19 protein-coding genes are annotated in these 20820 nt (G+C 73.0%); 8 read left to right on the forward strand and 11 right to left on the reverse strand.

What is annotated here, in order from left to right; all coding sequences use genetic code 11:
• Nucleotides 1-41 precede the first annotated feature (41 nt).
• Both ACWGJB_RS22460 and ACWGJB_RS22465 read left to right on the forward strand, forming a co-directional pair.
• Entirely contained in the window at nucleotides 42-1052 is a 1011-nt protein-coding gene (locus tag ACWGJB_RS22460) for a PHP domain-containing protein (protein ID WP_453381891.1), read from the forward strand.
• A 292-nt stretch (nucleotides 1053-1344) separates the two neighbouring features.
• Entirely contained in the window at nucleotides 1345-2307 is a 963-nt protein-coding gene (locus ACWGJB_RS22465; RefSeq protein WP_453381892.1) for an SDR family NAD(P)-dependent oxidoreductase, read from the forward strand.
• Nucleotides 2308-2394: 87 nt separating this feature from the next.
• Here the strand turns inward: ACWGJB_RS22465 and ACWGJB_RS22470 are convergent, their stop codons facing one another.
• From ACWGJB_RS22470 to ACWGJB_RS22480, 3 genes are all read right to left on the reverse strand, one after another.
• Entirely contained in the window at nucleotides 2395-2580 is a 186-nt protein-coding gene (locus ACWGJB_RS22470; protein WP_453381960.1) for a hypothetical protein, read from the reverse strand.
• Between the two features lie 117 nt (nucleotides 2581-2697).
• Nucleotides 2698-3987 (reverse strand): ROK family transcriptional regulator, encoded by a 1290-nt coding sequence (locus ACWGJB_RS22475; protein ID WP_453381893.1) that lies wholly within the window; start codon nucleotides 3985-3987, stop codon nucleotides 2698-2700.
• 216 nt (nucleotides 3988-4203) lie between these two features.
• The gene (locus ACWGJB_RS22480) at nucleotides 4204-7356 is read right to left on the reverse strand and encodes a cytochrome P450 (RefSeq protein WP_453381894.1); all 3153 of its coding nucleotides are present in this window, start codon (nucleotides 7354-7356) and stop codon (nucleotides 4204-4206) included.
• Nucleotides 7357-7545: 189 nt separating this feature from the next.
• Here ACWGJB_RS22480 and ACWGJB_RS22485 point away from each other — a divergent pair, with 189 nt between their 5' ends.
• Nucleotides 7546-8175, forward strand: coding sequence for a PAS domain S-box protein (locus tag ACWGJB_RS22485; protein ID WP_453381961.1), 630 nt, complete (start codon nucleotides 7546-7548; stop codon nucleotides 8173-8175).
• Here ACWGJB_RS22485 and ACWGJB_RS22490 read toward each other — a convergent pair.
• Nucleotides 8121-9029, reverse strand: a complete 909-nt coding sequence (locus ACWGJB_RS22490; RefSeq protein WP_453381895.1) for a DUF3626 domain-containing protein — start codon at nucleotides 9027-9029, stop codon at nucleotides 8121-8123. The genes ACWGJB_RS22485 and ACWGJB_RS22490 overlap by 55 nt on opposite strands.
• A gap of 95 nt (nucleotides 9030-9124) precedes the next feature.
• Nucleotides 9125-9523: a DUF3592 domain-containing protein gene (locus ACWGJB_RS22495; protein ID WP_453381896.1), complete on the reverse strand. Its 399-nt coding sequence runs from the start codon at nucleotides 9521-9523 to the stop codon at nucleotides 9125-9127.
• A gap of 198 nt (nucleotides 9524-9721) precedes the next feature.
• Here ACWGJB_RS22495 and ACWGJB_RS22500 point away from each other — a divergent pair, with 198 nt between their 5' ends.
• The 3 genes from ACWGJB_RS22500 (at nucleotide 9722) to ACWGJB_RS22510 (ending at nucleotide 13337) form a co-directional block, all read left to right on the forward strand.
• Nucleotides 9722-11002 carry an FUSC family protein gene (locus ACWGJB_RS22500; protein WP_453381897.1) on the forward strand — a complete coding sequence of 427 codons (1281 nt, stop codon included), beginning with the start codon at nucleotides 9722-9724 and terminating at the stop codon, nucleotides 11000-11002.
• A complete protein-coding gene (locus tag ACWGJB_RS22505; protein ID WP_453381898.1) occupies nucleotides 10999-12030 on the forward strand; it encodes a hypothetical protein in 1032 nt (343 codons plus the stop codon). The genes ACWGJB_RS22500 and ACWGJB_RS22505 overlap by 4 nt, the downstream gene beginning before the upstream one ends.
• Before the next feature lie 107 nt (nucleotides 12031-12137).
• A complete protein-coding gene (locus tag ACWGJB_RS22510; protein WP_453381899.1) occupies nucleotides 12138-13337 on the forward strand; it encodes a lactonase family protein in 1200 nt (399 codons plus the stop codon).
• Here the strand turns inward: ACWGJB_RS22510 and ACWGJB_RS22515 are convergent.
• Both ACWGJB_RS22515 and ACWGJB_RS22520 read right to left on the reverse strand, forming a co-directional pair.
• On the reverse strand, nucleotides 13305-14036 hold the full coding sequence (locus tag ACWGJB_RS22515) for a DUF2470 domain-containing protein (protein ID WP_453381900.1): 732 nt from the start codon (nucleotides 14034-14036) through the stop codon (nucleotides 13305-13307). The two genes, ACWGJB_RS22510 and ACWGJB_RS22515, sit on opposite strands and share 33 nt — an antisense overlap.
• Before the next feature lie 134 nt (nucleotides 14037-14170).
• Nucleotides 14171-14776: a TetR/AcrR family transcriptional regulator gene (locus tag ACWGJB_RS22520; protein WP_453381901.1), complete on the reverse strand. Its 606-nt coding sequence runs from the start codon at nucleotides 14774-14776 to the stop codon at nucleotides 14171-14173.
• A gap of 108 nt (nucleotides 14777-14884) precedes the next feature.
• On the opposite strand from ACWGJB_RS22520, the gene ACWGJB_RS22525 reads away from it, so the two are divergent.
• Nucleotides 14885-16426, forward strand: coding sequence for a cytochrome P450 (locus ACWGJB_RS22525; RefSeq protein ID WP_453381902.1), 1542 nt, complete (start codon nucleotides 14885-14887; stop codon nucleotides 16424-16426).
• Here ACWGJB_RS22525 and ACWGJB_RS22530 read toward each other — a convergent pair.
• Nucleotides 16385-17227, reverse strand: a complete 843-nt coding sequence (locus tag ACWGJB_RS22530; RefSeq protein WP_453381903.1) for a pentapeptide repeat-containing protein — start codon at nucleotides 17225-17227, stop codon at nucleotides 16385-16387. The genes ACWGJB_RS22525 and ACWGJB_RS22530 overlap by 42 nt on opposite strands.
• Nucleotides 17228-17437: 210 nt before the next feature.
• Between ACWGJB_RS22530 and ACWGJB_RS22535 the strand changes: the two genes are divergently transcribed.
• Nucleotides 17438-18520 (forward strand): aldo/keto reductase, encoded by a 1083-nt coding sequence (locus ACWGJB_RS22535; protein WP_453381904.1) that lies wholly within the window; start codon nucleotides 17438-17440, stop codon nucleotides 18518-18520.
• On the opposite strand, the gene sigJ is transcribed toward ACWGJB_RS22535, so the two are convergent.
• Genes sigJ through ACWGJB_RS22550 form a run of 3 tightly spaced genes read right to left on the reverse strand, consistent with a single transcriptional unit; the run spans nucleotide 18514 to nucleotide 20769 of the window.
• Nucleotides 18514-19524: an RNA polymerase sigma factor SigJ gene (gene sigJ / locus ACWGJB_RS22540; protein ID WP_453381905.1), complete on the reverse strand. Its 1011-nt coding sequence runs from the start codon at nucleotides 19522-19524 to the stop codon at nucleotides 18514-18516. The two genes, ACWGJB_RS22535 and sigJ, sit on opposite strands and share 7 nt — an antisense overlap.
• Nucleotides 19525-19567: 43 nt before the next feature.
• Complete coding sequence (locus tag ACWGJB_RS22545; RefSeq protein ID WP_453381906.1) at nucleotides 19568-20032, reverse strand: cupin domain-containing protein; 465 nt, start codon at nucleotides 20030-20032, stop codon at nucleotides 19568-19570.
• Nucleotides 20033-20070: 38 nt separating this feature from the next.
• The gene (locus ACWGJB_RS22550; protein WP_453381907.1) at nucleotides 20071-20769 is read right to left on the reverse strand and encodes an NAD(P)-dependent oxidoreductase; all 699 of its coding nucleotides are present in this window, start codon (nucleotides 20767-20769) and stop codon (nucleotides 20071-20073) included.
• Nucleotides 20770-20820: the final 51 nt, after the last annotated feature.

Consider the following 20820-nt stretch of genomic DNA (forward strand, 5'->3'; position numbering starts at 1 on the left):
GGAAGTGACTTGCCTGAGTCACCCTGACGGTGGAGGTGGCCATGGGACCCGTCGAGGCGCTGGAACGGATCGCCTTCCTGCTGGAACGGTCCCTGGCACCGGCCTACCGGGTGCGCGCCTTCCGCACCGCCGCACGGGTCCTGGCGGCCCTGCCCGCCGGTGAGATCGCCGAGCGGGCCCGGGCCGGCACCCTCGAATCGCTGCGGGGCGTGGGCCCGAAGACGGCCCAGGTGGTCCGGGAATCGCTCGCCGGAGATTTGCCCGGATATTTGCGCACGCTTGAGGAAGACGCGGGCGAACCCGCGACGGACGGCGGGTCCCGGCTGAGGGCGCTGCTGCGCGGGGACTGCCATCTGCACTCGGACTGGTCCGACGGCGGCAGCCCGATCGAGGAGATGGGCCGCACCGCGGCCACGCTCGGCCACGAGTGGGCGGCGCTCACCGACCACTCGCCCCGGCTCACGGTGGCCCGCGGGCTGTCCCCGCAGCGGCTGCGCGACCAGCTGGCGGTGGTGGCCGAGCTCAACGCATCCTGGGCGCCGTTCCGGCTGCTCACCGGCATCGAGTGCGACATCCTGGAGGACGGGTCGCTGGACCAGGAACCGGAGCTGCTGGAGCGGCTGGACGTGGTCGTCGTCTCGGTGCACTCCAAGCTGCGGATGGACGCCCGCTCGATGACCCGGCGCATGGTGCGCGCCGTACGCGATCCGCACGCGGACGTCCTGGGCCACTGCACGGGCCGCCTGGTCACCGGCCGGGAGCGGCCGGAGTCCGAGTTCGACGCGGACGAGGTGTTCGCCGCATGTGCCGGGTCCGGTACCGCCGTGGAGATCAACAGTCGCCCCGAGCGTCTGGACCCGCCACGGCGGCTGCTGCGCCGGGCCGTCGAGGCGGGCGTGCTGTTCTCGGTCGACTCCGATGCCCACGCGCCCGGCCAGCTGGACTGGCAGATCCTCGGCTGCGCCCGGGCGGAGGAGTGCGGGGTGCCCGCCGAGCGGGTGGTGAACACCTGGCCGGCGGAGCGGCTGCTGGCCTGGACCGGGGCCCGGTGACGCTCATCACGTCAGGGCCTGGAACAGCACGGGGTGGTTGTCCGTTGAACCAGCCGTGGGTGCGGATGGGACAGTGTCCCCGGGCCTCACCTTTTGCCCACAGGGACGATCGTTCGGCTGAAGCCCTGTGGAGCCTTTCGCCGAGAGGCGACCGCCATCCGTGCCCACCACTTGGCCGCCCCGGCCGCGAATCCCCCGTCGCGGCCGGGGCTTTCCGCTGTTCGGGGGCGGCTCCCGGGCACCGGGACCTCGGCTTGACTTCGAGAGCACTCCAATTCGTAGCGTTCAAGTCATGAGCACTACGACTCCACAGCACAAGATCGGTTCCGGATTCGGCGCGGACAGCACCGCCGACGACGTCCTGGCGGGTCTCGACCTCGGCGGCAGGCTCGCGATCGTCACTGGCGGCTACTCCGGGCTCGGCCTGGAGACCACCAGGGCGCTGACCAAGGCGGGCGCCCACGTCGTCGTCCCCGCCCGGCGCGCCGAGGCCGCCCGGGAGGCGCTGGCCGGCCTGGACGGGGTAGAGGTGGACGAGCTGGACCTCGGCGACCTGGACAGCGTGCGCGGCTTCGCCGAGCGGTTCCTGGCCTCCGGCCGGCCCGTCGACTTCATGATCGACAACGCCGGCATCATGGCCTGCCCCGAGACCCGGGTCGGGCCCGGCTGGGAGGCCCAGTTCGCCACCAACCACCTCGGGCACTTCGCCCTGGTCAACCGGCTCTGGCCGGCCCTCGAACCCGGCGGCGCACGGGTCGTCTCGGTCTCCTCGCGCGCCCATCACTTCGCCGGGATGCGCTGGGACGACGTCCAGTGGCGGCACGACTACGACAAGTGGCAGGCGTACGGCCAGGCCAAGACCGCGAACGTGCTGTTCGCCGTGCACCTGGACCGGCTGGGCCAGGACTCCGGTGTGCGGGCCTTCGCCCTGCACCCGGGCGGCATCATGACCCCGCTGCAGCGGCACATCCCCCGCGAGGAGATGCTCGAACGCGGCTGGATCGACGAGCAGGGCAACGTGCTGAACCCGCAGGGCTTCAAGACGCCCCCGCAGGGTGCGGCCACCCAGACCTGGGCGGCCACCTCCCCGCAGCTCACGGGCATGGGCGGGGTGTACCTGGAGGACTGCGACATCGCCGAGCCCGCCGTGGAGGGCGAGCCGACCGGCGTCAAGGCCTGGGCGACCGACCCGGACCAGGCCGCCCGGCTCTGGGACCTCTCGGCGGAGCTGACGGGCGTGAACGCGTTCGCCTGACACCGGCCGCCGTGCTCCCGGCGACGGCGAACTCCCGCGGATCCGAGGGTGGTTGCCCCGAACGGCGCTCCGGTCCGTGTCCCGCGCTCAGTCCGACGGTTCGTCCGGCAGTGGCTCCTCGGGGCGCACCACCCCCGGGCGCGGTGCACCCCGGAGTCCGGTCCCGGCCTCGTCGGTGTCGGGGAGGTCGGCGTCGTCGGGGGCGTTCGGGTCACTGTCCTCGGCCGCTTCCCACGGGTCGCGGCCGTCGGACCGGGCCTGCTGGTCCGGCATGTCCCGGGGTACGGGCCCCCTGCCCTGCTGGTCACCCACGGCTGCTCCCCTCGTACGTCACGTCGGTCCGGGCAGTACCCGGGTACCTCGCCCGGTAGCCGTGAAACCGGGCGCGGCTCAGCGCGGGGTCCGCTCCTCCAGGGCGGTGCGCCAGGCGGGCAGGCGGTCCTCGGTCGCCGGTTCCGCGCGGCGCCCGCCGCGGCTGAAGAAGTCGGCGAGGGGCAGGATCGCGGCGCCGACGGTGACCGCGTCCGGGCCGAGCCGGCCGAGGTCGATGGTGACCTGTTCGGCGGGGTGGCGCAGCGCGTACGTGGTCGCGTACCGGCGGACGGCGGGCAGGAAGCGGGCGCCGAGCTGGAGGCCGGCCCAGCCGCCGATCAGGATCCGCTCGGGCTGGAAGAGGTTGATCAGGTCGGAGAGGCCGGCGCCCAGGTACTCGGCGGTCTCCTCCAGGACGGCGAGCGCGACCGGGTCGGGTTCGGTGCCCTCGGGCGGGTAGGCGGCGGCGAGCATCGCGGTGAGCGCGCTCTCCTCGTCGAGGCCCTCGGCCGGACGGCCACCCTCCTCGCGCCAGCGGGCCAGCAGCGACTCGGCACCGGCGTACGCCTCCAGGCAGCCGAGCGCACCGCAGCGGCAGCGGCGGCCCCGCACCCGTACCGTGAGATGGCCCCACTCGACGGCCCGGCCGTGCTCCACCTCGGCGCTGACCAGACAGGCGCCGACGCCGGAGCCGAACAGCACCACGACCGCGTTGTCCGCGCCGCGCCCGGCGCCGAACCACATCTCGGCCTGGCCCAGGGTCTTGGCGCCGTTGTCGATGAAGTACCGCACGGTATCCGGGAGTTGGCAGCCGGTGCGGAGCAGTTCCTCCAGCGGAACGGCGTCCCAGCCGATGGTCTGGCCGTGCACCAGGGCACCCCGGTCGGCGGTGTGCTCGACGATGCCGGGGACGCCGACACCGACGCCGAGCAGCAGTTCGGGCGAGGCCCCCTCGGTCGCGAGGACCTCCGCGATGCCGTCCCGGATGTGGCCGACGATCACCTCGACGTCGTAGCCCTGCTGCTCGAGCGGACGCTCGACCCGGGCGAGTTCGGTGAGCGTGAGGTCGAACAGCTCGACCCGGACCCGGGTCTCGCCGACGTCGACGCCGATCATGTGGCCGCTGTGCGGGGCGACGCGCAGCAGCGTGCGGGGCCGGCCGCCGTCGGAGTCGACGCTGCCGGCCTCCTCGACCAGGCCGTCGGCGACCAGGTCGGCGACCACGTTGCTCACCGAGCCGGAGCTCAGGCCGGTGGCCGGGCCCAGCTCGAAGCGGCTGAGGGGGCCGTCGAAATAGAGTCGCTGGAGTACGGCCGTGCGGTTGGCCCTCCTGAGGTCGCGTACCGTGCGCCCGTTCCGCCCCGCCATGTGGCTCCCTTCACGAACCCTTCCCGACCTGCAACATACTCCTTCGGGAGGGCGGAAGCGACATTTTCCCAACCCTTAGTTCACGCTGTGAGCTAAGGAGGGGGTGACGGCGGATCGCGCCGTGGGAGTGGGGGTGGTGCGCGGGCGGCGGGCTCGTCGTGGTCGCCCGCGCAGTTCCCCGCGCCCCTCGCGGGGCGCTCCAGCTTAGGCCACCGATCAGGACGCCGCGTATACATCCTCCACGTAACGTCCGTCCGCCACCAGGAAGTTCAGCCACTTCTCAGCGTCTCCGTCGACCGTCCGTTCCCGGTACATGGCACGGAACGCCTCCCGCACCCCCGGGGCCATCCGACCGCCGTCCCCGCAGACGTACACCCGGGCGCCGGCGGCCAGCAGGGCCCAGACCTCGTCGGCCTCGGCGGCGATGCGGTGCTGGACGAAGGTGCCGGCCGTGCTGAAGGCCGGGCGCAGCGACACGGCTCCGGCGGTCTCGGCGCCGCGGAGCTCCTCGGCGTGCAGGAAGTCTGCGTCGGCGGCGTCGCAGCCGAAGTAGCAGAGCGCGGGCGGGAGTTCGGCGCCCGCCGCAAGGGCGGCCGTGCGGTCGGCGACGGCGCCCCGGAAGGGGGCCAGGCCGGTGCCCGCGGCGATCATGACGAGCGGTGCGCCGGTGTCGACCCGGAAGGCCTCCCGGCAGGGCTGGACGCGAGCGTACAGCGTGTCTCCGGGACGGAGCGTCGCGAGGTGGCCGGAGCCGGTACCCCGGTAGGTGCCCTTGCCGGACCGGGCCGGCGCCTCCAGCAGGGAGATCATCAGGTCGGCGTGGCGGGGGTCGGTGACGGGCGACGAGGAGATCGAGTAGTGGCGCGGCTTCAGCGGGGTCAGGAGGTCCAGCAGCCGGGGCCAGCCGAGGGCGCCGCGCAGCGCCGGGTGGTCCTCGACGATCTCGACGAGCGTGCGCGGGTCGTCGCTCAGGGAGGCGAGCGCGGCCTTCTCCGGCGGGCAGGGGTTGGCGTCGGCGAGGAGTGACAGCTGGTGGGTGTTCGGGCGCTCCTGCAACTCGACGTGATGGGTCAGGAGTTGACGTACGGTCAGCGGCCGGTCGACCGCGAGGCCGTCGCGGCGCGGGCGGTTGGCGCGGATGTCGAGGACGGTGTCGAGGTCGGCGCCGAGGGCGGTGGCCGCGCGGGTGACGAGCTCCGGGGCGTTGGCGGGGAGCACGGTCAGGTGGTCGGCGGTGCGGTAGGTGACGCCGTCGGGCAGGGCGACGCGCAGGAACCGCTTGGTGCGCGGGTGGCCGGGGGCGGTGAGGTCATGGGCCTCGGTGACCGTCATGGGGACGAGTCCATGGCGCTCGGCGAGGGCGTCGAGGGGGCCGCCGGTCAGGGCGCGGACCTCGTAGGCGGCGGTGGGTTCCGGTCCGGCCGGGGTGGCGTCCGGGTCGCCGTAGTGCTCGAGGAGGGCGGTGCGCAGCCGGGCGGTGAACGTGCGGACGGTGCCGGTCAGGTCCCCGGAGGCGTCGGCGGCGGCCCGGTCGGTGAGGCGGGTGGCGCCGAGTTCGGCGAGCCGGGCGTCGATCCGGGTCGGGAAGTGCTGGTAGGTGGCGGCCCAGTTGCGGTCTCCGACGCCGAGCACGGCGTAGGACACTCCGGTGAGGTCGGGTCCGCCGTCGAGCCAGGCGGCGAAGGCGGTGGCGTCGTCGGTGGGGCGGCCGTTGTAGGAGGCGGCGGTGATGACGACGGGCCGGTCGGTGGGCAGCCCGCCGGCGTAGGCGTCCAGGGCGGCCACCTCGGTGTCGCAGCCGATGTCGGTCGCCTCGTCGGCGAGCCGGCCGGCGAAACCGCGGCAGGTGCCGTAGTTGCTGCCGTGCAGGAGGAGGGCGCCGGTGCCGGTGCGGACCCGGGCCGGGAGAGCGGCCGTGTCGTACGGGTCGTGGGCGACCGTCGGCGCGGCCCCCGGCAGCGGCTGGTGGACGCGGTCGGCGGCGGCGCGCGGGGTGAGGGTCAGGGTGAAGCCCTCGGGCTTGAGGGTGAGGGTCTCCTTGACGGTGAGCGGGTAGTCCGCGTGGTCGTGCGGCCGGTAGCGGTGCACCAGCATGGCCAGCAGCATGGTCGCCTCGTGGAGGGCGAACTGCCTTCCGATGCAGGCGCGTTCACCGGTGCCGAAGGGCTTGAAGGCGTGCACCGGGCGGGCCGCCTCGGCCTGCGGGGTGAACCGTGAGGGGTCGAACAGCTCGGGGTTGTCGCCCCAGACCGGCTGACGGTGCAGCATCGGGGCGAGCACGGTGACGGACTGGCCGGCCCGCAGCGGGACCCGCCCGCCGAGCAGGGTGTCGTCGAGGGCGTGCCGGCCGAACGCGGCCGCGGTGGGCCACAGCCGCAGTGCCTCGTTGAGCACCTGCCGGGTGTAGGTCAGCCGGCCGACCTCGTCGTACGTCGGCTCCGGGTCCGGCGTGTCGCCCCACAGGGCGTCCACCTCGCGCTGGACGAGATGCAGCACGGTCGGGTGCTTGGCCAGGTAGTACAGGGCGAAGGACATCGCGCCTGAGGTGGTCTCGTGGCCTGCGATCAGGAAGGTGATGACCTGGTTGCGGATGTTGGCCGGGTCCAGGGTGGTGCCGTCGTCCGGGTGCCGGGCGGAGAGCATCAGGCCGAGCAGGTCCTCGGCTCCGCCCTGGTCGGTGCCGGTACGGGAGGCGATGACGTCGTCGACGACCTGGGCCAGATAGTCGGCGTCGTCACGGAAGGCCGCGTCGGCCGCCGAGTGGTCGGCGCCGGGCCTGCGGGCCAGGCGGGTCATGCTCCACTCCAGGCAGCGGACCATGGACTCGACGAAGGGGTGGGGGTCGGTGCGCTCGAAGGAGCCGAAGTCGTAGCCGAACCCGGCCAGGCCGATGGTGTCGAGGGTCATCCGGGTCATGTCGTCCGGGACGTCGACGGGCCGGCCGTCCCGTGCGGCGCGGTCCCAGGACTCGATGAGCCGGCGGGCGACCTTGAGCATCACCGGGTGGTAGGTGTGCATCGAGCCGAGGGCGAAGGCGGGCATGAGGATGTCGTGCGCCTTGGCCCAGTTGGGCTCGTCGTTGTACGCGGTGAACAGTCCGTCGGCGGCGAAGGCCCGGACGTTCTCCAGGGCGGGCCCGACGTGCTTGGCGAACCGCTGCTCGTCGGCGAGGTCGGCCACCAGGTCGGCGTCGGCGACGAACAGGGTGTCCCGCCCGTGCAGCCGCCGTACGAGGACCGGCCCGTGCTCCCGCATCAGGTTCATGACCTGCTGGATCGGGGTGCGGCCGGGTCCGGTGGCGGTGATGTCGACGACGGGGACGCCGTGCAGGGTGTCTGCGGTGAGGGGGTGCGGCACGGTGGGGGGCATGGCGCGACAACTGCCTTTCGCGGTAAGGAAGTCCTGCGATCAAGCGTGGTCCTCCGGGGGTGCGGCACGGTGCCGCCGCACTACACGATCGTGCAGTGGGAAATGCGCGCCGGCTCTTGCGCCAGGCCGTCAAGTTGCCTGTGACCTGCGTGGTCGCCTTGGATGGAGGGCGCAGGAGCGGAGGTGGGCATGGCGGCGGACCGGCTCGACGGTGTGGTGTGGCGCAACCGTGCGCTGACGCTCTTCGACCGGGTGGCGGTGCCGGTCGCGGTGTGCGATGTGTACGGGCTCGTATTGGTGGCCAATCCGGCGATGGCCGCCGAGTGCGGTACGCCCCCGGGACGGCTGCGCGGCCGGGACGTGCTGGAGCTGTTCCACCCGCAGGAGGAGGCGCAGGTGGAGCGGATCGCCGAGGCGCTGCGGCTGCGGCACCGCTCGCGCTACCAGGTGTCGGTACGGTGGCGGGCGCCCGGCGGGGCCGAGCGGTATGGGGAACTGACGGCGGACCCGGTCAGCGAGGCCGTGGGCGAGACGCCGTCGCCGCTGGTGATGTTGCGGGTGGACGGCGAGCGCGGGACGCCCGCGGCGGAGCCGGCCAAGGTCACCCCCGTCGAGGGGCGGGTGCTTGCCCTGCTGGCCGGGGGCGCCAGCACCGCCTGGGCCGCCCGCGACCTTGGCCTCACCAAGGACGGCGTCACCTACCACCTGCGCCGCCTGTCGGCCCGCTGGTCCGCGGCCAACCGCACCGAACTGGTCGCCCGCGCCTACGCCTTGGGCGTACTGACCCCCGGTACCTGGCCACCCGAGCCGGCGGAGTAGGCCGTACCCGCGCCTTCCGGGGCGCCGAAGCGGGCGACGGTGTGCCAGACCATCTTGAGGTCCTGGATCTCGTACCGGCCGGTGCGGGCCGCGTCGCCGATGATCCGGGGGTCCACGACACCTTTCTCGGCGATCAGGGCACCGAGTTCGGCGTACTGCGGGCCCCGGTAGCCGGCGTGGCGGCGCAGGTCGGGCACGGTGAGCCGGTAGCCGGGGTGCCATTCGACCGGGAGGGGCAGCCTGCGGGCCGCCGTCTCGACGGGGGTGCCCTGGTAGCAGGCGTCCAGGACGAGGGCCGCCACGTCCCGGTCGAGCCGTACACCGCCGTGCACCTGTGTCTCGATGTAGTCGTTGAGGGCGTCCTGCTCGTCGGCCTCGGCGAGGGCGAGCAGGTGCGTTCCGGCGGCGACGCCGAAGTCCGTCGGCTCGGCCGCGCTGTCGGGGTAGCAGAAGGTCGCGCGGTGCAGTGCCGGTCCGGTCAGCCGCAGGTGCGAGGAACCGAACCGGGGCGCCGCGCCGACCACTTGGCGGCGGAAGTTCAGCGCCCCGTACACCGGTCGTTCGGCCGGGGCCGCGTCGTCGTAGGTCCCGCCGAAGATCCGGCTCTCCCAGCGCCAGCGGTCGCCGCCGGGGTGCGCGGTGAGCCCGCCGTTGCTGGTGCCGGTGACGAACTGTGAGTGGTAGGCCCCGTCCCGGGTCAGCGCCTCCAGGATCGGCAGCCCGGCCGACAGCCGGTCGGGGTGGAAGTTCAGGGTGATGGGCAGACCGGGGTCGAGGGCCGGTCCCGAGGACAGCGCGGCCACATGGCGCAGCGCCGCCGCGGCTCGTGCCGTCCCGATGTCGGTGAGTTCCATCGGCTCCCCCCGCGGCCTGTCCCCGCTCGTTCGGTGCCGGCCGACCCTATCCGATCACGTCCCGCCCGGTCGCGGTCGTTTCGTCGGGCCGGGCGTCAGCCCGTCAGGGCGATGAGTACGCCGACCCCGAGGAAGACCACTCCGCCGAACACCAGGAACACCAGCGGACCCACGAGGTGGCGCCACATGCGGACGCGGGCGGTCTGGGGGTTCGTCGCCAGGTAGACCACCTCCACCTCGCGTCCCGTGGCCAGGCCCATGCCGGAGCCGTGCATGCGTGGGGAGAACTCCACCCGGTAGCCGGAGCGGTCCGTGAAGGCGATGACGGGGATCCACTTCGGCCCGTCGCTGTCGCGGGTGCGCACGTTGTCCACGACGACTCCTCGGGTGCGCAGCCCGTGCCGGCGCAACCGCCGCACCACCGCACCCTCACGCGCCGCGACCCCGAGGAGCCCGAGGCCCACCACCGTGCACAGCACCGCGCCGAAGTCCAACGTCCCAACCCTTCCGTCCCGCCCGTCCGTTCGATCCCCCGGGAGCGGGAGACGCGTCGGCCTGGTGTTCGGTTGCGGGGGCCGGGGCGCGGCGGTCGGAAACTCTCCGTAGTCCACCCTGGTCATCCAGCCACTGGCGCCCGAGTGATCCGCGGAAAACACGTTCGACGTGACCCGTGAGTGGGAACAGGCCAAGGGATGCAAGACGTAAGGGAGTGGGCCAAGGGTCTGCCGCAACTGCTGCGGCGCCATCGGGACCCGGTGGTCGTCCAGACGCTGCGGTCGGCCGCCGCGGCCACGATCGCCTACGTCGTCGCGCTCCGGCTGAGCCCCGAACCGGCACCGCTCACCGCCCCGCTGACCGCGCTCCTGGTCGTGCAGGTGACCTTGTACGCCACCCTCACCAACGGTTTCCGCCGGGTCAACGCGGTGGTGGCCGGTGTGCTGGTCGCCATCGCCTTCAGCCAGCTGGTGGGGCTGACCTGGTGGAGCCTGGCGCTGCTGATCGTGGCCTCGCTGGCGGTGGGGCACCTGGTCCGGGTCGACGAGTACATCCCCGAGGTGGCGATCAGCGCCATGCTGGTGCTCGGGGTCACCACCATCAGCAGCACGGCCTGGGCGCGGATCGTGGAGACGCTGATCGGAGCGGTCGTCGGCATGGCCTGCAACCTGCTGCTCCCTCCCCCGGTGTGGGTGGACGAGGCCGGCGAGTCGATCGAGGGCCTGGCCCGCCGGCTGCGGCAGTTGATGCTGCGCATGGGCGAGGAGGCGTCGGGGCTGACGCCCTGGCAGCGGGCGGCCGAACGACTGCACGAGGCCCGCCGGCTCGACCATGCCATCGTCGAGGTGGACGCGGCGCTGCGGCAGGCCGAGGACAGCCTGCGGCTCAATCCGCGAGTGAAGGAGGGTCTGCTGCACCGGGTGGTGCTGCGCACCGGTCTGGACACGCTGGAGATCTGCACGGTGGTGCTGCGGGTGCTGGCCCGCACCTTCACCGACCTGGCCAAGGCCCGCGAACCCGAGGCGCTGTTCGCCTCGGACGCGGGGGCGGCCGTGGAGCAGCTGCTGTCCCAGATCGCCGACGCCGTGGTGAGCTTCGCGGTGCTGGTCACCACCAGTATCAGCGAGAGTGCCGAGTCGGCCGAGGCCCGGCTCTCCGCCGAGCTGCACACCGCGACCGGCACCCGCGACAAGCTCGCCGAGCTGCTCCGGGACGAGGTCCGCGGCGACGACCGGAACTGGCAGCTCCTGGGTGCCGTCCTGACTGAGGTCAACCGGCTCCTCGACGAGATGGACACCGAGCACCGCTCCCGCCGGCTGCTGGAGGAGCTGGACCGCGTCTCCGGCGAGCAGCGCGCCCGGCGGCCCCGGCTGACCTGGCTGCGGGAGCGGATCGGCGTACCGGAGCGGCTGCAGCGGAACCGGGCGGACGGTGCGGGGCGTTCTCAGTCCAGGACGGAGAAGGGGGAACGCCGGTGACGGACACGGCGGTACGGATCGACGGAAACACGCTGCGGTTGCCGGGCGGGGTGGCGGTGCGCTTCGTGCGCACGCTGCGACTGCCGGAGACGGGGACGCATCCGCTGCCGCCGGGGCTCGGCGAGTTCCCGGTCCGGCGGGTGAGCGACTATCCGGACACGGTTCCGGCCGGGTGGCGGGCGCGTGGCGGGGTGATGCTGCCGGTGTATCTGCGCGAGGCGATGTGGCTGAGTTTCGCGGGCACGGTGGAGCCGGCCGCCCTCCAGGTCGGCGTCGGCAAGGTGTGCGCGGTCTCCGGCGAGCCGTGGAGCGACCGGCTGTCCCGGGATCCGCAGAACTACCTGGCGCTGCCCCGGCAGCCCTGGCTGGACGGCATCAACTCCGGGAAGGGCACGGTCCGCCAGTTCGTGGCGGTGCCGCTCGGTCTCGGCGCCACGGTGGAGGGGCAGGTCACCGGCGAGGAGGTCTGGGGCGGCGTGCAGCTCCAGTCCTTCGCCCTCAAGGAGGAGCCCCTCGCCGAGTGGCGGCGCCGGGAGCGACTGCGGCGGGAGCGGACGCCCGCGCCGGGATCGCCCGGCGGTTACGGCGCGGCATTTCCGATGATGGCCGCCGCCCCCGCACCCGGTGCCGCCCCGCGCTCCCGCTCGGCCGGGATGGGCCTCGGGGTCGGCGGCTCGATGCGCCAGGAGATCTACCAGGACGACCGGCCGCCGCGGGACTGGGCCGAGAGCCCTGCCGGGCGGGTCTTCGTGCACCTGGTCACGCCCCCGGAGTGGCGTCGGATCACGGGCGAGGCGCCGCCGCCGTCACCGGTGGACCGGGCGGCGTACACCCGTGCCGGGCTGCCCTGGTACGAGTACTACGACCAGGACGCCCAGGATCTCGCCCCCACGGACGCCCTGGAGACGGTCAAGCCGGTCGGCGACTGGCTCGGCGACGACCTGGAGCCCTGGCAGCAGCCGTCCCAGGGGCAGGTGATCCCGCTGAAGGACACGCCCGGCAAGCCGGTGGCGGACGGCGACTGGTGACAGCCATTGCGGAGTGTGCAACGGTCGTTGCCCGTCTTGCTTTTGACCAGGGGCCCGCGCCAAGGTTGCTGTGACGACCGAGGTGACCGACGACCTGAGGTGCGGGCATGGGCAGTGGTACGGAAGCGACGCGCGGCGGCTGGAGCAGGCGCCGGTTCGTCGGTGCGATGGCCGGCGCGGCGGCCGTGGTGGCGGTCCCGGCACCCGCGGCACCGCTCGAGGAGAGCGACGCGGCACCGCGCCCGGCGGCCGAGCCGCCGACGAGGCCATCCGCGGGCCCGCGCCCGCTCTACCTCGGCACCTACACCTCCGTGGACGGCGGCGGCACCGGCATCGGCCTGGCCACCTACTCCCCCGACAGCGGCCGGATCACCGGCACCGGCACACTCACCGGCGTCGCCGACCCGTCGTATCTGGCCGTCCACCCGGACGGCCGCACGCTGTACGCGGTGAACGAGCGCACGGACGGCGGGGTGACCGCCGTACGCCTGGCGGACCGGAAGATCCTCGGCAGCCGGAGCACGGGCGGGGCGGGGCCCTGCCATCTCTCGGTGCACCCCAGCGGCCGCTGGCTGCTCAGCGCCAACTACACCTCGGGCAGTGTGGCCGTCCACCCGATCGACGCCACGGGCGCCCTCGGCGAGCGCACGGACCTGGTCACGCACTCCAGCCCGGCGCCCGGCCCCGGTCAACAGGGCCCGCACGCCCACCAGTTCATCACCAGCCCGGACGGCGGCCATGTCCTCGCCGTCGACCTGGGCACCGACACGGTCTACAGCTACCGCCTGGACCTCGCGAAGGGCAGGCTCACCGAGGTCGCCCAGGCGCACACCAGGCCGGGGGCCGGCCCGCGCCACCTGACCTTCCATCCGGGCGGGCGGTACGCGTACCTGGCCAACGAGGTGGACGACACGATCGCGGTGTGCGGCTACGACCCGGCCGCCGGCCGGCTCTCGATCGGCGCACCCCAGTCGTCCGGCAGCAGGGCGGCCATCACCAACTACCCGGCCCAGATCCTGGTCACCGCCGACGGCGGCTACGCCTACCTGGCCAACCGGGGTGACAACACGCTCGCGCGGTACGCGGTCGAGGCCGACGGGGCCCGGCTGCGACTGCTGGACACGGTGCCGGTGGAAGGGGACTTCCCCCGGCAGATCGCGTTCTCGCCGGACGGCCGGCTGCTGTTCGCGGCCGACCAGCGGTCCGGCACCGTGAGTGTCTTCACCGTCGATCCGCGCAGCGGTGAACTCCGGCTCGCTGGCAAGCCGTTCGCGTCACCCGTCGCCGTCTGCGCGCTGCCTCTGTAGCGTCCGCGGGCAGGAGGCGGCGGCACTGGCCTGGGTCAGCAGGACGTGCATGCGCTCGGTGAGCTGGGCGACGTCGTCGGCGGGCGCGTGGAAGGCCAGCCGTACGTCACCGTGGGCGCGGGTGCGTTCGATGCGCAGGGTGAGTCCGTGCCGGTCCACGGCGAGGGGCTGGACGCGGGTCGCGGCGTGCAGGCTCTCGGGCTCGACGAGCCTGGTGAGCCGCTCGACGGCGTCCGGGTGCGCGTCGGCGAGGTGGGTGAGCAGGTGGGCCTCGGTGCCGGCCAGCGGGTCGGGGTGCGCCGCGGCGAACTCGTCGAGGTCGATGACGACCGCGCCGGAGGGCCGGCGCAGCACCACACGGGTGGGCTGGAAGACCAGGTGCTCGTCGGAGGGCACCAACCAGCCGGCCATCCACAGCCGGGCCCGGATCCGGTTGCGCACCGGGACGGGCGCGACGTCGGCGAACTCCAGCACCGCGGACGGCTCGCCGCGCGGGGCACAGATCGCGGCCGCGAGCAGGGGGTTGTCCTCCGGTACATGCAGCAGCACCCGGCCGTCGTCGGCGACGGCGTGCGCGCCGACGAACTCCTCGCGTCCGCCGTCCGCGGTCACCATGCACGACCATGCCGTGGCCACCAGTGACCGGGCCTGTTCGGCCGCGCCGGGGCCGGCCGCCCAGGCCACCTGTTCGTCACCCATCCCGAAACCTCCTTAGGTAAGCCTCACCTAACTTAGCGAAGATCGGGGAGTACGCCAAGCGCGGAGTGCGTGGCGTACGTGAAGAACAGGGTGAGGAACAAGGTGAGGACAGCCGCGGAAGGGGGCCGCGGCGCTCAGGAGATGACGCCCAGCAGCGCCCGCGCACACAGGTCCCGCACCTGCTCCCGGGTCAACTCCTCGGTGCGCAGCCACTCCAGGCAGACGTGCGTGGTGAAGGCGAGCCAGCCGCGCACCGCCAGCCGGGTGTCGGGGCGCAGCTCCAGAGTCGGGCCGAACTCGGGGTCGGCGGCGAGGGCGGCCAGGATCTGGCGCTCCTGGGCGGCCTGGGCCTGCCGGTAGACACGACGCACGGCCTGGTCGCCGGAGGCCTCGGCACGATGGAAGGCGCGGAAGCCGTGCGCGTGGGTGTGGACGTACTCGAGGTAGACGTCCAGGCCCTCGGAGAGCTGCGCACGGGCCGGCACACCGGGCTCGGCCGCCGTCATCCGCAGCATCCGCTCACTCTCCCGCTCCACCACGGCAGCGAAGAAATCACGCTTGGTCGGAAAATAGTGGTACAGCAGGCCCCGGGAGACACCCGCGATCTCGGCGACCTGCTCGATCCACACGTCGTCGTACGGGCTCTCGGAGAAGAGCCTGGCCCCGACCGAGAGGAGCTGCTCACGTCGTTCCGCGGTGCTGAGTCTGCGGCGGCTGCGCTCACCCTGGTTCGCGACCATGCCCGCACTTTACTTGACGTGGGTTCAACAACAGGATGAGACTGAAACCGCCTATTGAACCCACGTACAACTAGCTCAACCTGCCGCAGCATCGAGGGAGATCGCGCCATGGCGGAGACGGCCACGCAGACGGCGACGGGGGCGGACGGCCCGCTGCCGAAAGGGTTCCGGGGCGCCGAGCAGGGCTGGCCCGAGCTGCACCGAATACCGCACCCGCCGCGCCGGCTGCCCCTCCTCGGCGACGTCCTCGGGGTCGACCGGCGCAAGCCGCTCCAGGACTCGATGCGCTTCGCCGGGCAGCTGGGCCCGATCTTCCGGCGCCGGGCGTTCGGCAACGAGTTCGTGTTCGTGTGGGGCGCCGAACTGGCCGCCGACATGGCCGACGAGTCGCGGTTCGCCAAGCACGTGGGCCTGGGGGTCGCCAATCTGCGCCCGATCGCCGGGGACGGCCTGTTCACGGCGTACAACCACGAGCCGAACTGGCAGCTGGCGCACGACGTCCTGGCCCCGGGTTTCAGCCGGGAGGCCATGGAGGGCTATCACACGATGATGCTGTCGGTGGCCGGCCGGCTGACCGGCCACTGGGACCGGGAGCTGGCGGCCGGCCGCTGGGTCGACGTGCCCGGGGACATGACCAAGCTGACCCTGGAGACGATCGCCCGGACCGGGTTCGGGCACGACTTCGGCTCGTTCGAGCGGGACCGGCCGCACCCCTTCGTGACCGCGATGATCGGCACCCTCACCTATGCCCAGCGCCTCAACAGCGTGCCCTCGCCGCTGGCCCCGCTGCTGCTGCGGCAGGCCTCGCGGCGCAACGCGGCCGACATCGACCATCTCAACCGCACGGTCGACGACCTGGTCGCCGAGCGCCGCAGGACCGGCCCTGGGGACGGCGACCTCCTTGACCGGATGCTGGAGATGGCCCACCCGGAGACCGGGGAGCGGCTGTCCGCCGAGAACGTACGGCGGCAGGTGATCACCTTCCTGGTGGCCGGCCACGAGACCACCTCGGGCGCGCTCTCCTTCGCCCTGCACTACCTCGCCCTGCACCCGGAGGTCGCCGCCAGGGCCGCCGCCGAGGTCGACCGGGTCTGGGGCGACACGCCCGCACCGGCCTACGACCAGGTCGCCAGGCTCCGGTACGTCCGCCGGGTCCTCGACGAGTCGCTGCGGCTGTGGCCCACGGCCCCCGCCTTCGCCCGCGAGGCCCGCAAGGACACCGTGCTCGCCGGGGACCATCCGATGCGCCGGGGCGCCTGGGCCCTGGTGCTGACCCCGATGCTGCACCGGGACCCCGAGGTGTGGGGACCGGACGCCGAGAGCTTCGACCCGGACCGCTTCGAGGCGAAGGCGGCGCGCGGCCGGGCCCCGCACACCTTCAAGCCGTTCGGGACGGGTGCCCGGGCCTGCATCGGCCGCCAGTTCGCCCTGCACGAGGCGACCCTGGTCCTCGGCCTGCTGCTGCGCCGCTACGACCTGAAGGCCGACCCCGGCTACCGGCTGCGGGTGACCGAACGGCTGACGCTGATGCCGGACGGGCTGCGGCTGCGGCTGGAGCGGCGCCGTCCCGCCCCGGCACCGGTGACCGTGCCGGACGACACGCCCGCCTCAGAGGGCGCCGGCTGTCCAGTGCACGGGGCGGGTGACTGACACCGGCAGCCGGGTACCGGAACTCCCCCGGGCCGCGTCGGCCTGCGGCTGGGTCAGGAAGAACGCACCCGTGAGGTCCGCGCCGGTGAGATCGGCGTCGCGCAGGTCGGCACCGATCAGGTCCGTGTCCCGCAGGTCGGCGCCGGTGAGGTCGGCGGCGATCAGACAGGCGCCGCGCAGGCTCGCGCCGCGCAGGTCGGCGCCCCGGAGCCGGGCACCCATCAGGTCGGCTCCCCGGCGGTCCTTCTTCCGGCCCCGCACGTCCGCGCGAGCGAGCTCGCTGGTGCGCAGCAGCAGCACGTTGACCCGCTGCCGGTGGGCGGCCACGTCCAGGGCGGCGAGTTCCTCGGGCGTCCCCAGAGTGAGTTCCTCGGTGGCCTCCAGCAGCTGCCTCAACTCACCGTGGACCGGGCGGGCGGCGGGCAGGCCGAGCGCCTCGGTGAGGTACCAGAGCAGTTCGTGCAGCTGCCGTACGACCGGGAAGGCGTCGAACATCCGGCGGGCGTGCTCCTCGGTCCCGGTCCGCCAGTCCTGCCCGCCGAAGGTGACCTGCGAGACCCGTTGCCCGGCGCCGAAGCAGTCGTAGACCGTGCAGCCCGTGAACCCCCGCTGCCGCAGGTCGGTGTGGATCCCGCAGCGGTGGTCGCCGCCGAGGTTCCGGCAGGGCCTGCCGGCGGGCTTGCTGACCGCGAAGTCGGCCGAGGCGGTGAACGGCAGAGCGACACAGCACAGGCCGAAGCAGTGGGCGCAGTCCCCGCGCAGCCCTTGCAACCGCCGGCGTTCGGATATCTGTTCTGGCATCTGCCCAGCGTACTGACCTGGGGACCACGGCTCGGACGCGCTCCGGGCGCAGGAGGACACCCTCGTCGACTCCGCGCGGCCGGACCGCGTCCGCCCCCGGAACCCGACAGGATCGTGCAAGTCCTCGGTGCGATCGCTCTAACGTTCCCGCAGCTCAGGCTGGTTGGCTCGAAGGGCCGGATTCCCCACACAGCTTCCAGGGAGCATTTCATGGCACTCGACTCGTACGTCGGTCTCGGCCGTTCCGGGCTCAAGGTGAGCCCCTTCTGCCTCGGCGCGATGAACTTCGGCGAGGACGGCGGCTTCGGCTGCTCGGTCGAGGAGTCGGAGAAGATCCTCCAGACCTATCTCGACCTCGGCGGCAACTTCGTCGACACCGCCAACTTCTACACCAACGGCCACTCGGAGGCGATCCTCGGCGACTTCCTCGCCGCCCGCCCCGGCCGGCGCGACCGCCTGGTGCTCGCCACCAAGTTCTTCGGCAACCTGCACCTCGGCGACCCCAACGGCGGCGGCGCGGGCCGCAAGGCGGTCGTCGGCCAGCTGGAGGACTCCCTGCGCCGGCTGCGCACCGACTACATCGACCTGTACTGGCTGCACAACCACGACTGGGCCACACCCGTCGAGGAGACCCTGCGCACCCTCGACGACCTGGTGACGGCCGGCAAGATCCGGTACGTCGGTTTCTCCGACACCTCGGCGTGGTTCACGGCCAAGGCCCACACCACGGCGCTGCTGCGCGGCTGGACGCCGGTGACCGCGCTGCAGATGGAGTACTCGTTGCTGGAGCGCACCATCGAGGGCGAGCTGATCCCGCTCGCCCAGGACGCGGGGATGGGTCTGCTGCCCTGGAGCCCGCTCAAGAACGGCTATCTGTCCGGCAGGTACCGCCGCGGACGGGCCGCACCCGCCGACGCCAGGCGGGCCGCGGTCGTCGGACAGCCCAGCGAGGCCCAGTTCACCGTGATCGAGGCGCTCGCGGCCGTCGCCGAGGAGGCCGGCGCGAGCCCCGCCGCCGTGGCGCTGTCCTGGGTGCAGCACCGCCCCGGTGTCACCTCCACGCTGATCGGCCCGCGCACGCTCGGCCACCTGGAGGCGAACGTCGCCGCCCTCGACGTACACCTGACACCGGAGCAGACGGGCCGCCTGGACGAGGTCTCGGCCCCCGTCCTCGGCTTCCCCCACGACCTCAACCGCCAGGTCGGCGCGATGCTCAAGTACGGGGGCGCCACCGTCGACGGGGTGCCCAGTTCGGTCTATCCGCCGCTGCTGGAGAGCACCGCGCGCTACTGATCCGGCTCCTCGTCCGCTCGTACGTGGGTGAGCTTGGCCGGGTTGGTGACCACGTAGACGCCGGAGACCTGGTCGCCGTCCGGGGTGAGGTCCATGACCATCACGGCGTACGGGGAGTCACCCGTGAACAGCACCGCCGCGTCGTCGCCGTTGACACGACGGTAGTGGAGGTCCAGGTCCCCGGCGCGACGGGTGGCGTAGCCGGCCAGCATGCGGGCGGCCTTCTCCCGGCCGTGCACCGGGCGCAGTCCGGCCGCCTGCCGCACGCCCCCGCCGTCGATCCAGACCGTCACGTCCGGGGCGAGGATCTCCATGAGCGCGTGGAGGTCCCCGCCGAGGGCGGCCGAGACGAACCGCTCGGTCGCCTCCCGCCGGACGCGGGGGTGGGCGCGGTAGCGGGGGCGGCGGGCGTGGACATGGGCGCGGGCCCGGTGGGCGAGCTGGCGTACCGAGGCGGGGCTGCGGTCGAGCATGCCGGCGATCTCGGTGTGGGGATAGCCGAACACCTCGTGCAGGACGAACACCGCCCGTTCCAGCGGGGTGAGGGTCTCCAGCACCACCAGCATCGCCATGGAGACCGTGTCGGAGCGGACCATGTGGTCGGCGGTGTCCGGCGCGAGGCCGCCGGTGGCATCGGTGACCAGGGGCTCGGGAAGCCAGGGACCGACGTACGTCTCCCGCCGGGAGGCGACGGCCGCCCGCCGGGCGAGCGCGTGGTTCACCGCGATCCGGACCAGATAGGCACGCGGATTGCCGATCTCCGGCAACGGCCCCCGACGGTTCTTGCCGGACCAGGACAGCCAGGTCTCCTGGAGCACGTCCTCGGTGTCGGCGACGCTGCCGAGCATGTTGTAGACGACGGAGAACAACAGCTCGCGGTGGTCGACGAAGAGCCGGGTCGCGGCGTCCGGAGGGCCGTCCCGCCGGTCCGCCGTGCCCGGCGGGACCTCCCGGGTCGGTCCCGCTGCGCCCGTCGCCGGGCTCTCCTCGGATTCGGCTGTCATGGGTCGCCCTCCTGTCTTCCTGTTCCCCTCCTGTCCGACGCGCTCAGCTCTGTTCCTCGTAGCCGATGTCGTACCTGGCCGCTATGGGGTTGACCTTGACGGGGTCCAGCCGCCCCTCGGTGAAGACGGCGGGCCCCGCCTCGATCAGGTCCTCCAGATACCTCTCCCAGCCGCCGGGCGCGGAGACCTGCAGGACCCGGGGCGGCGGGTCGGAGGCGCCGCTCAGGGCGTGCGGGACGCCACGCGGGAGCAGCGCGAACGTGCCCTTGGGCGCCCGGTGCCTGCGGTCGTCGAACTCGATCTCCAGGACGCCGTCCAGCACGTACACGCATTCGTCCGCGTGCCGGTGGACATGCCGTGGGATGTCCTGGACCAGGGTCACCTCCAGCAGCGAGAAGCGCCCCTCGGTGTCCTCGGTCGTCGCCTTCACGGCGAACGCGGGCGGCAGCGGGATCCGCCCGGGCCGGGCGGCACCCGGCTCCAGCAGGACGAAACGGTCTTCGGACATGGGCGCGGCCTCCCCGGGCGGCTCGGTCGATTCCGGATTCACTTCCTGCCCCCGAAGGCCTCTTTCCGGATGACGTCGAGGATGCTCGGAACGCCTTCCGAGGTGCGCACGTCGACGAAGGCGTGCACATGACGATCGTCGACCGCCTCACGCAGCAGCGCGTTGCCCAGATCCGCGCGCGAGGTGAACCGGCCCGGCAGGCGCGAGGTGGCGACCTGGTAGGAGCTGACGGCCTCCGTGTCGAAGAGACCGGCGGGCCGGACGACGGTCCACCGGTGATCGCCGTCGCGCACGATCTCCTCCATGCGTCGCATGTCCTCGTACACGGTGCGCCCGACGGTGCGGGCGATGGACGGTTCGACCACCTTCCGGAAGAGGAAGGTCTCGCCGGGTGCCGCCACGCCGAAGAGCACGGTCGAACTCACACAGACCAGGCGCCGGACGCCGTGCTTCGTCATGGCCTGCGTGATGCGGGTGATGCCCTCCGAGTACACCGTGACGGGTTTTCGGCTGTAGGGCACCCCGAGTGTGGAGATCACCGCGTCCTGCCCGGCCACGGCGCGTTCCACCGCGACGGGGTCGAGCACGTCCGCGCCGGCCACCCGGAGCCGCGCGTCGCCGAGCGGGAACTCCTCGGGGTGGCGGGTGACCGCGGTGACCGTGTGCCCTTGGGCGATCGCCTGCGCGGTGACCTGCCGCCCGGTCGGTCCGTTCGCCCCGAATACGACGAGTTTCACGTGTCTTCCCCTCTCCTGCAGTCTCCTGCGGACGACTCCACCGGTGGCCTG

The organism is Streptomyces sp. NPDC054813, assembly GCF_053611365.1.

Bases quoted from the DNA above. Each gene is read 5' to 3' on its own strand.
- ACWGJB_RS22485 (WP_453381961.1), top strand. From the start codon at position 7,546: ATGGCGGCGGACCGGCTCGACGGTGTGGTGTGGCGCAACCGTGCGCTG.
- ACWGJB_RS22460 (WP_453381891.1), top strand. From the start codon at position 42: ATGGGACCCGTCGAGGCGCTGGAACGGATCGCCTTCCTGCTGGAACGG.
- ACWGJB_RS22520 (WP_453381901.1), bottom strand. From the start codon at position 14,776: ATGGTCGCGAACCAGGGTGAGCGCAGCCGCCGCAGACTCAGCACCGCG.
- ACWGJB_RS22515 (WP_453381900.1), bottom strand. From the start codon at position 14,036: ATGGGTGACGAACAGGTGGCCTGGGCGGCCGGCCCCGGCGCGGCCGAA.
- ACWGJB_RS22465 (WP_453381892.1), top strand. From the start codon at position 1,345: ATGAGCACTACGACTCCACAGCACAAGATCGGTTCCGGATTCGGCGCG.
- ACWGJB_RS22470 (WP_453381960.1), bottom strand. From the start codon at position 2,580: ATGCCGGACCAGCAGGCCCGGTCCGACGGCCGCGACCCGTGGGAAGCG.
- ACWGJB_RS22500 (WP_453381897.1), top strand. From the start codon at position 9,722: ATGCAAGACGTAAGGGAGTGGGCCAAGGGTCTGCCGCAACTGCTGCGG.
- ACWGJB_RS22490 (WP_453381895.1), bottom strand. From the start codon at position 9,029: ATGGAACTCACCGACATCGGGACGGCACGAGCCGCGGCGGCGCTGCGC.
- ACWGJB_RS22510 (WP_453381899.1), top strand. From the start codon at position 12,138: ATGGGCAGTGGTACGGAAGCGACGCGCGGCGGCTGGAGCAGGCGCCGG.
- ACWGJB_RS22545 (WP_453381906.1), bottom strand. From the start codon at position 20,032: ATGTCCGAAGACCGTTTCGTCCTGCTGGAGCCGGGTGCCGCCCGGCCC.
- sigJ (WP_453381905.1), bottom strand. From the start codon at position 19,524: ATGACAGCCGAATCCGAGGAGAGCCCGGCGACGGGCGCAGCGGGACCG.
- ACWGJB_RS22525 (WP_453381902.1), top strand. From the start codon at position 14,885: ATGGCGGAGACGGCCACGCAGACGGCGACGGGGGCGGACGGCCCGCTG.
- ACWGJB_RS22475 (WP_453381893.1), bottom strand. From the start codon at position 3,987: ATGGCGGGGCGGAACGGGCGCACGGTACGCGACCTCAGGAGGGCCAAC.
- ACWGJB_RS22530 (WP_453381903.1), bottom strand. From the start codon at position 17,227: ATGCCAGAACAGATATCCGAACGCCGGCGGTTGCAAGGGCTGCGCGGG.
- ACWGJB_RS22535 (WP_453381904.1), top strand. From the start codon at position 17,438: ATGGCACTCGACTCGTACGTCGGTCTCGGCCGTTCCGGGCTCAAGGTG.
- ACWGJB_RS22480 (WP_453381894.1), bottom strand. From the start codon at position 7,356: ATGCCCCCCACCGTGCCGCACCCCCTCACCGCAGACACCCTGCACGGC.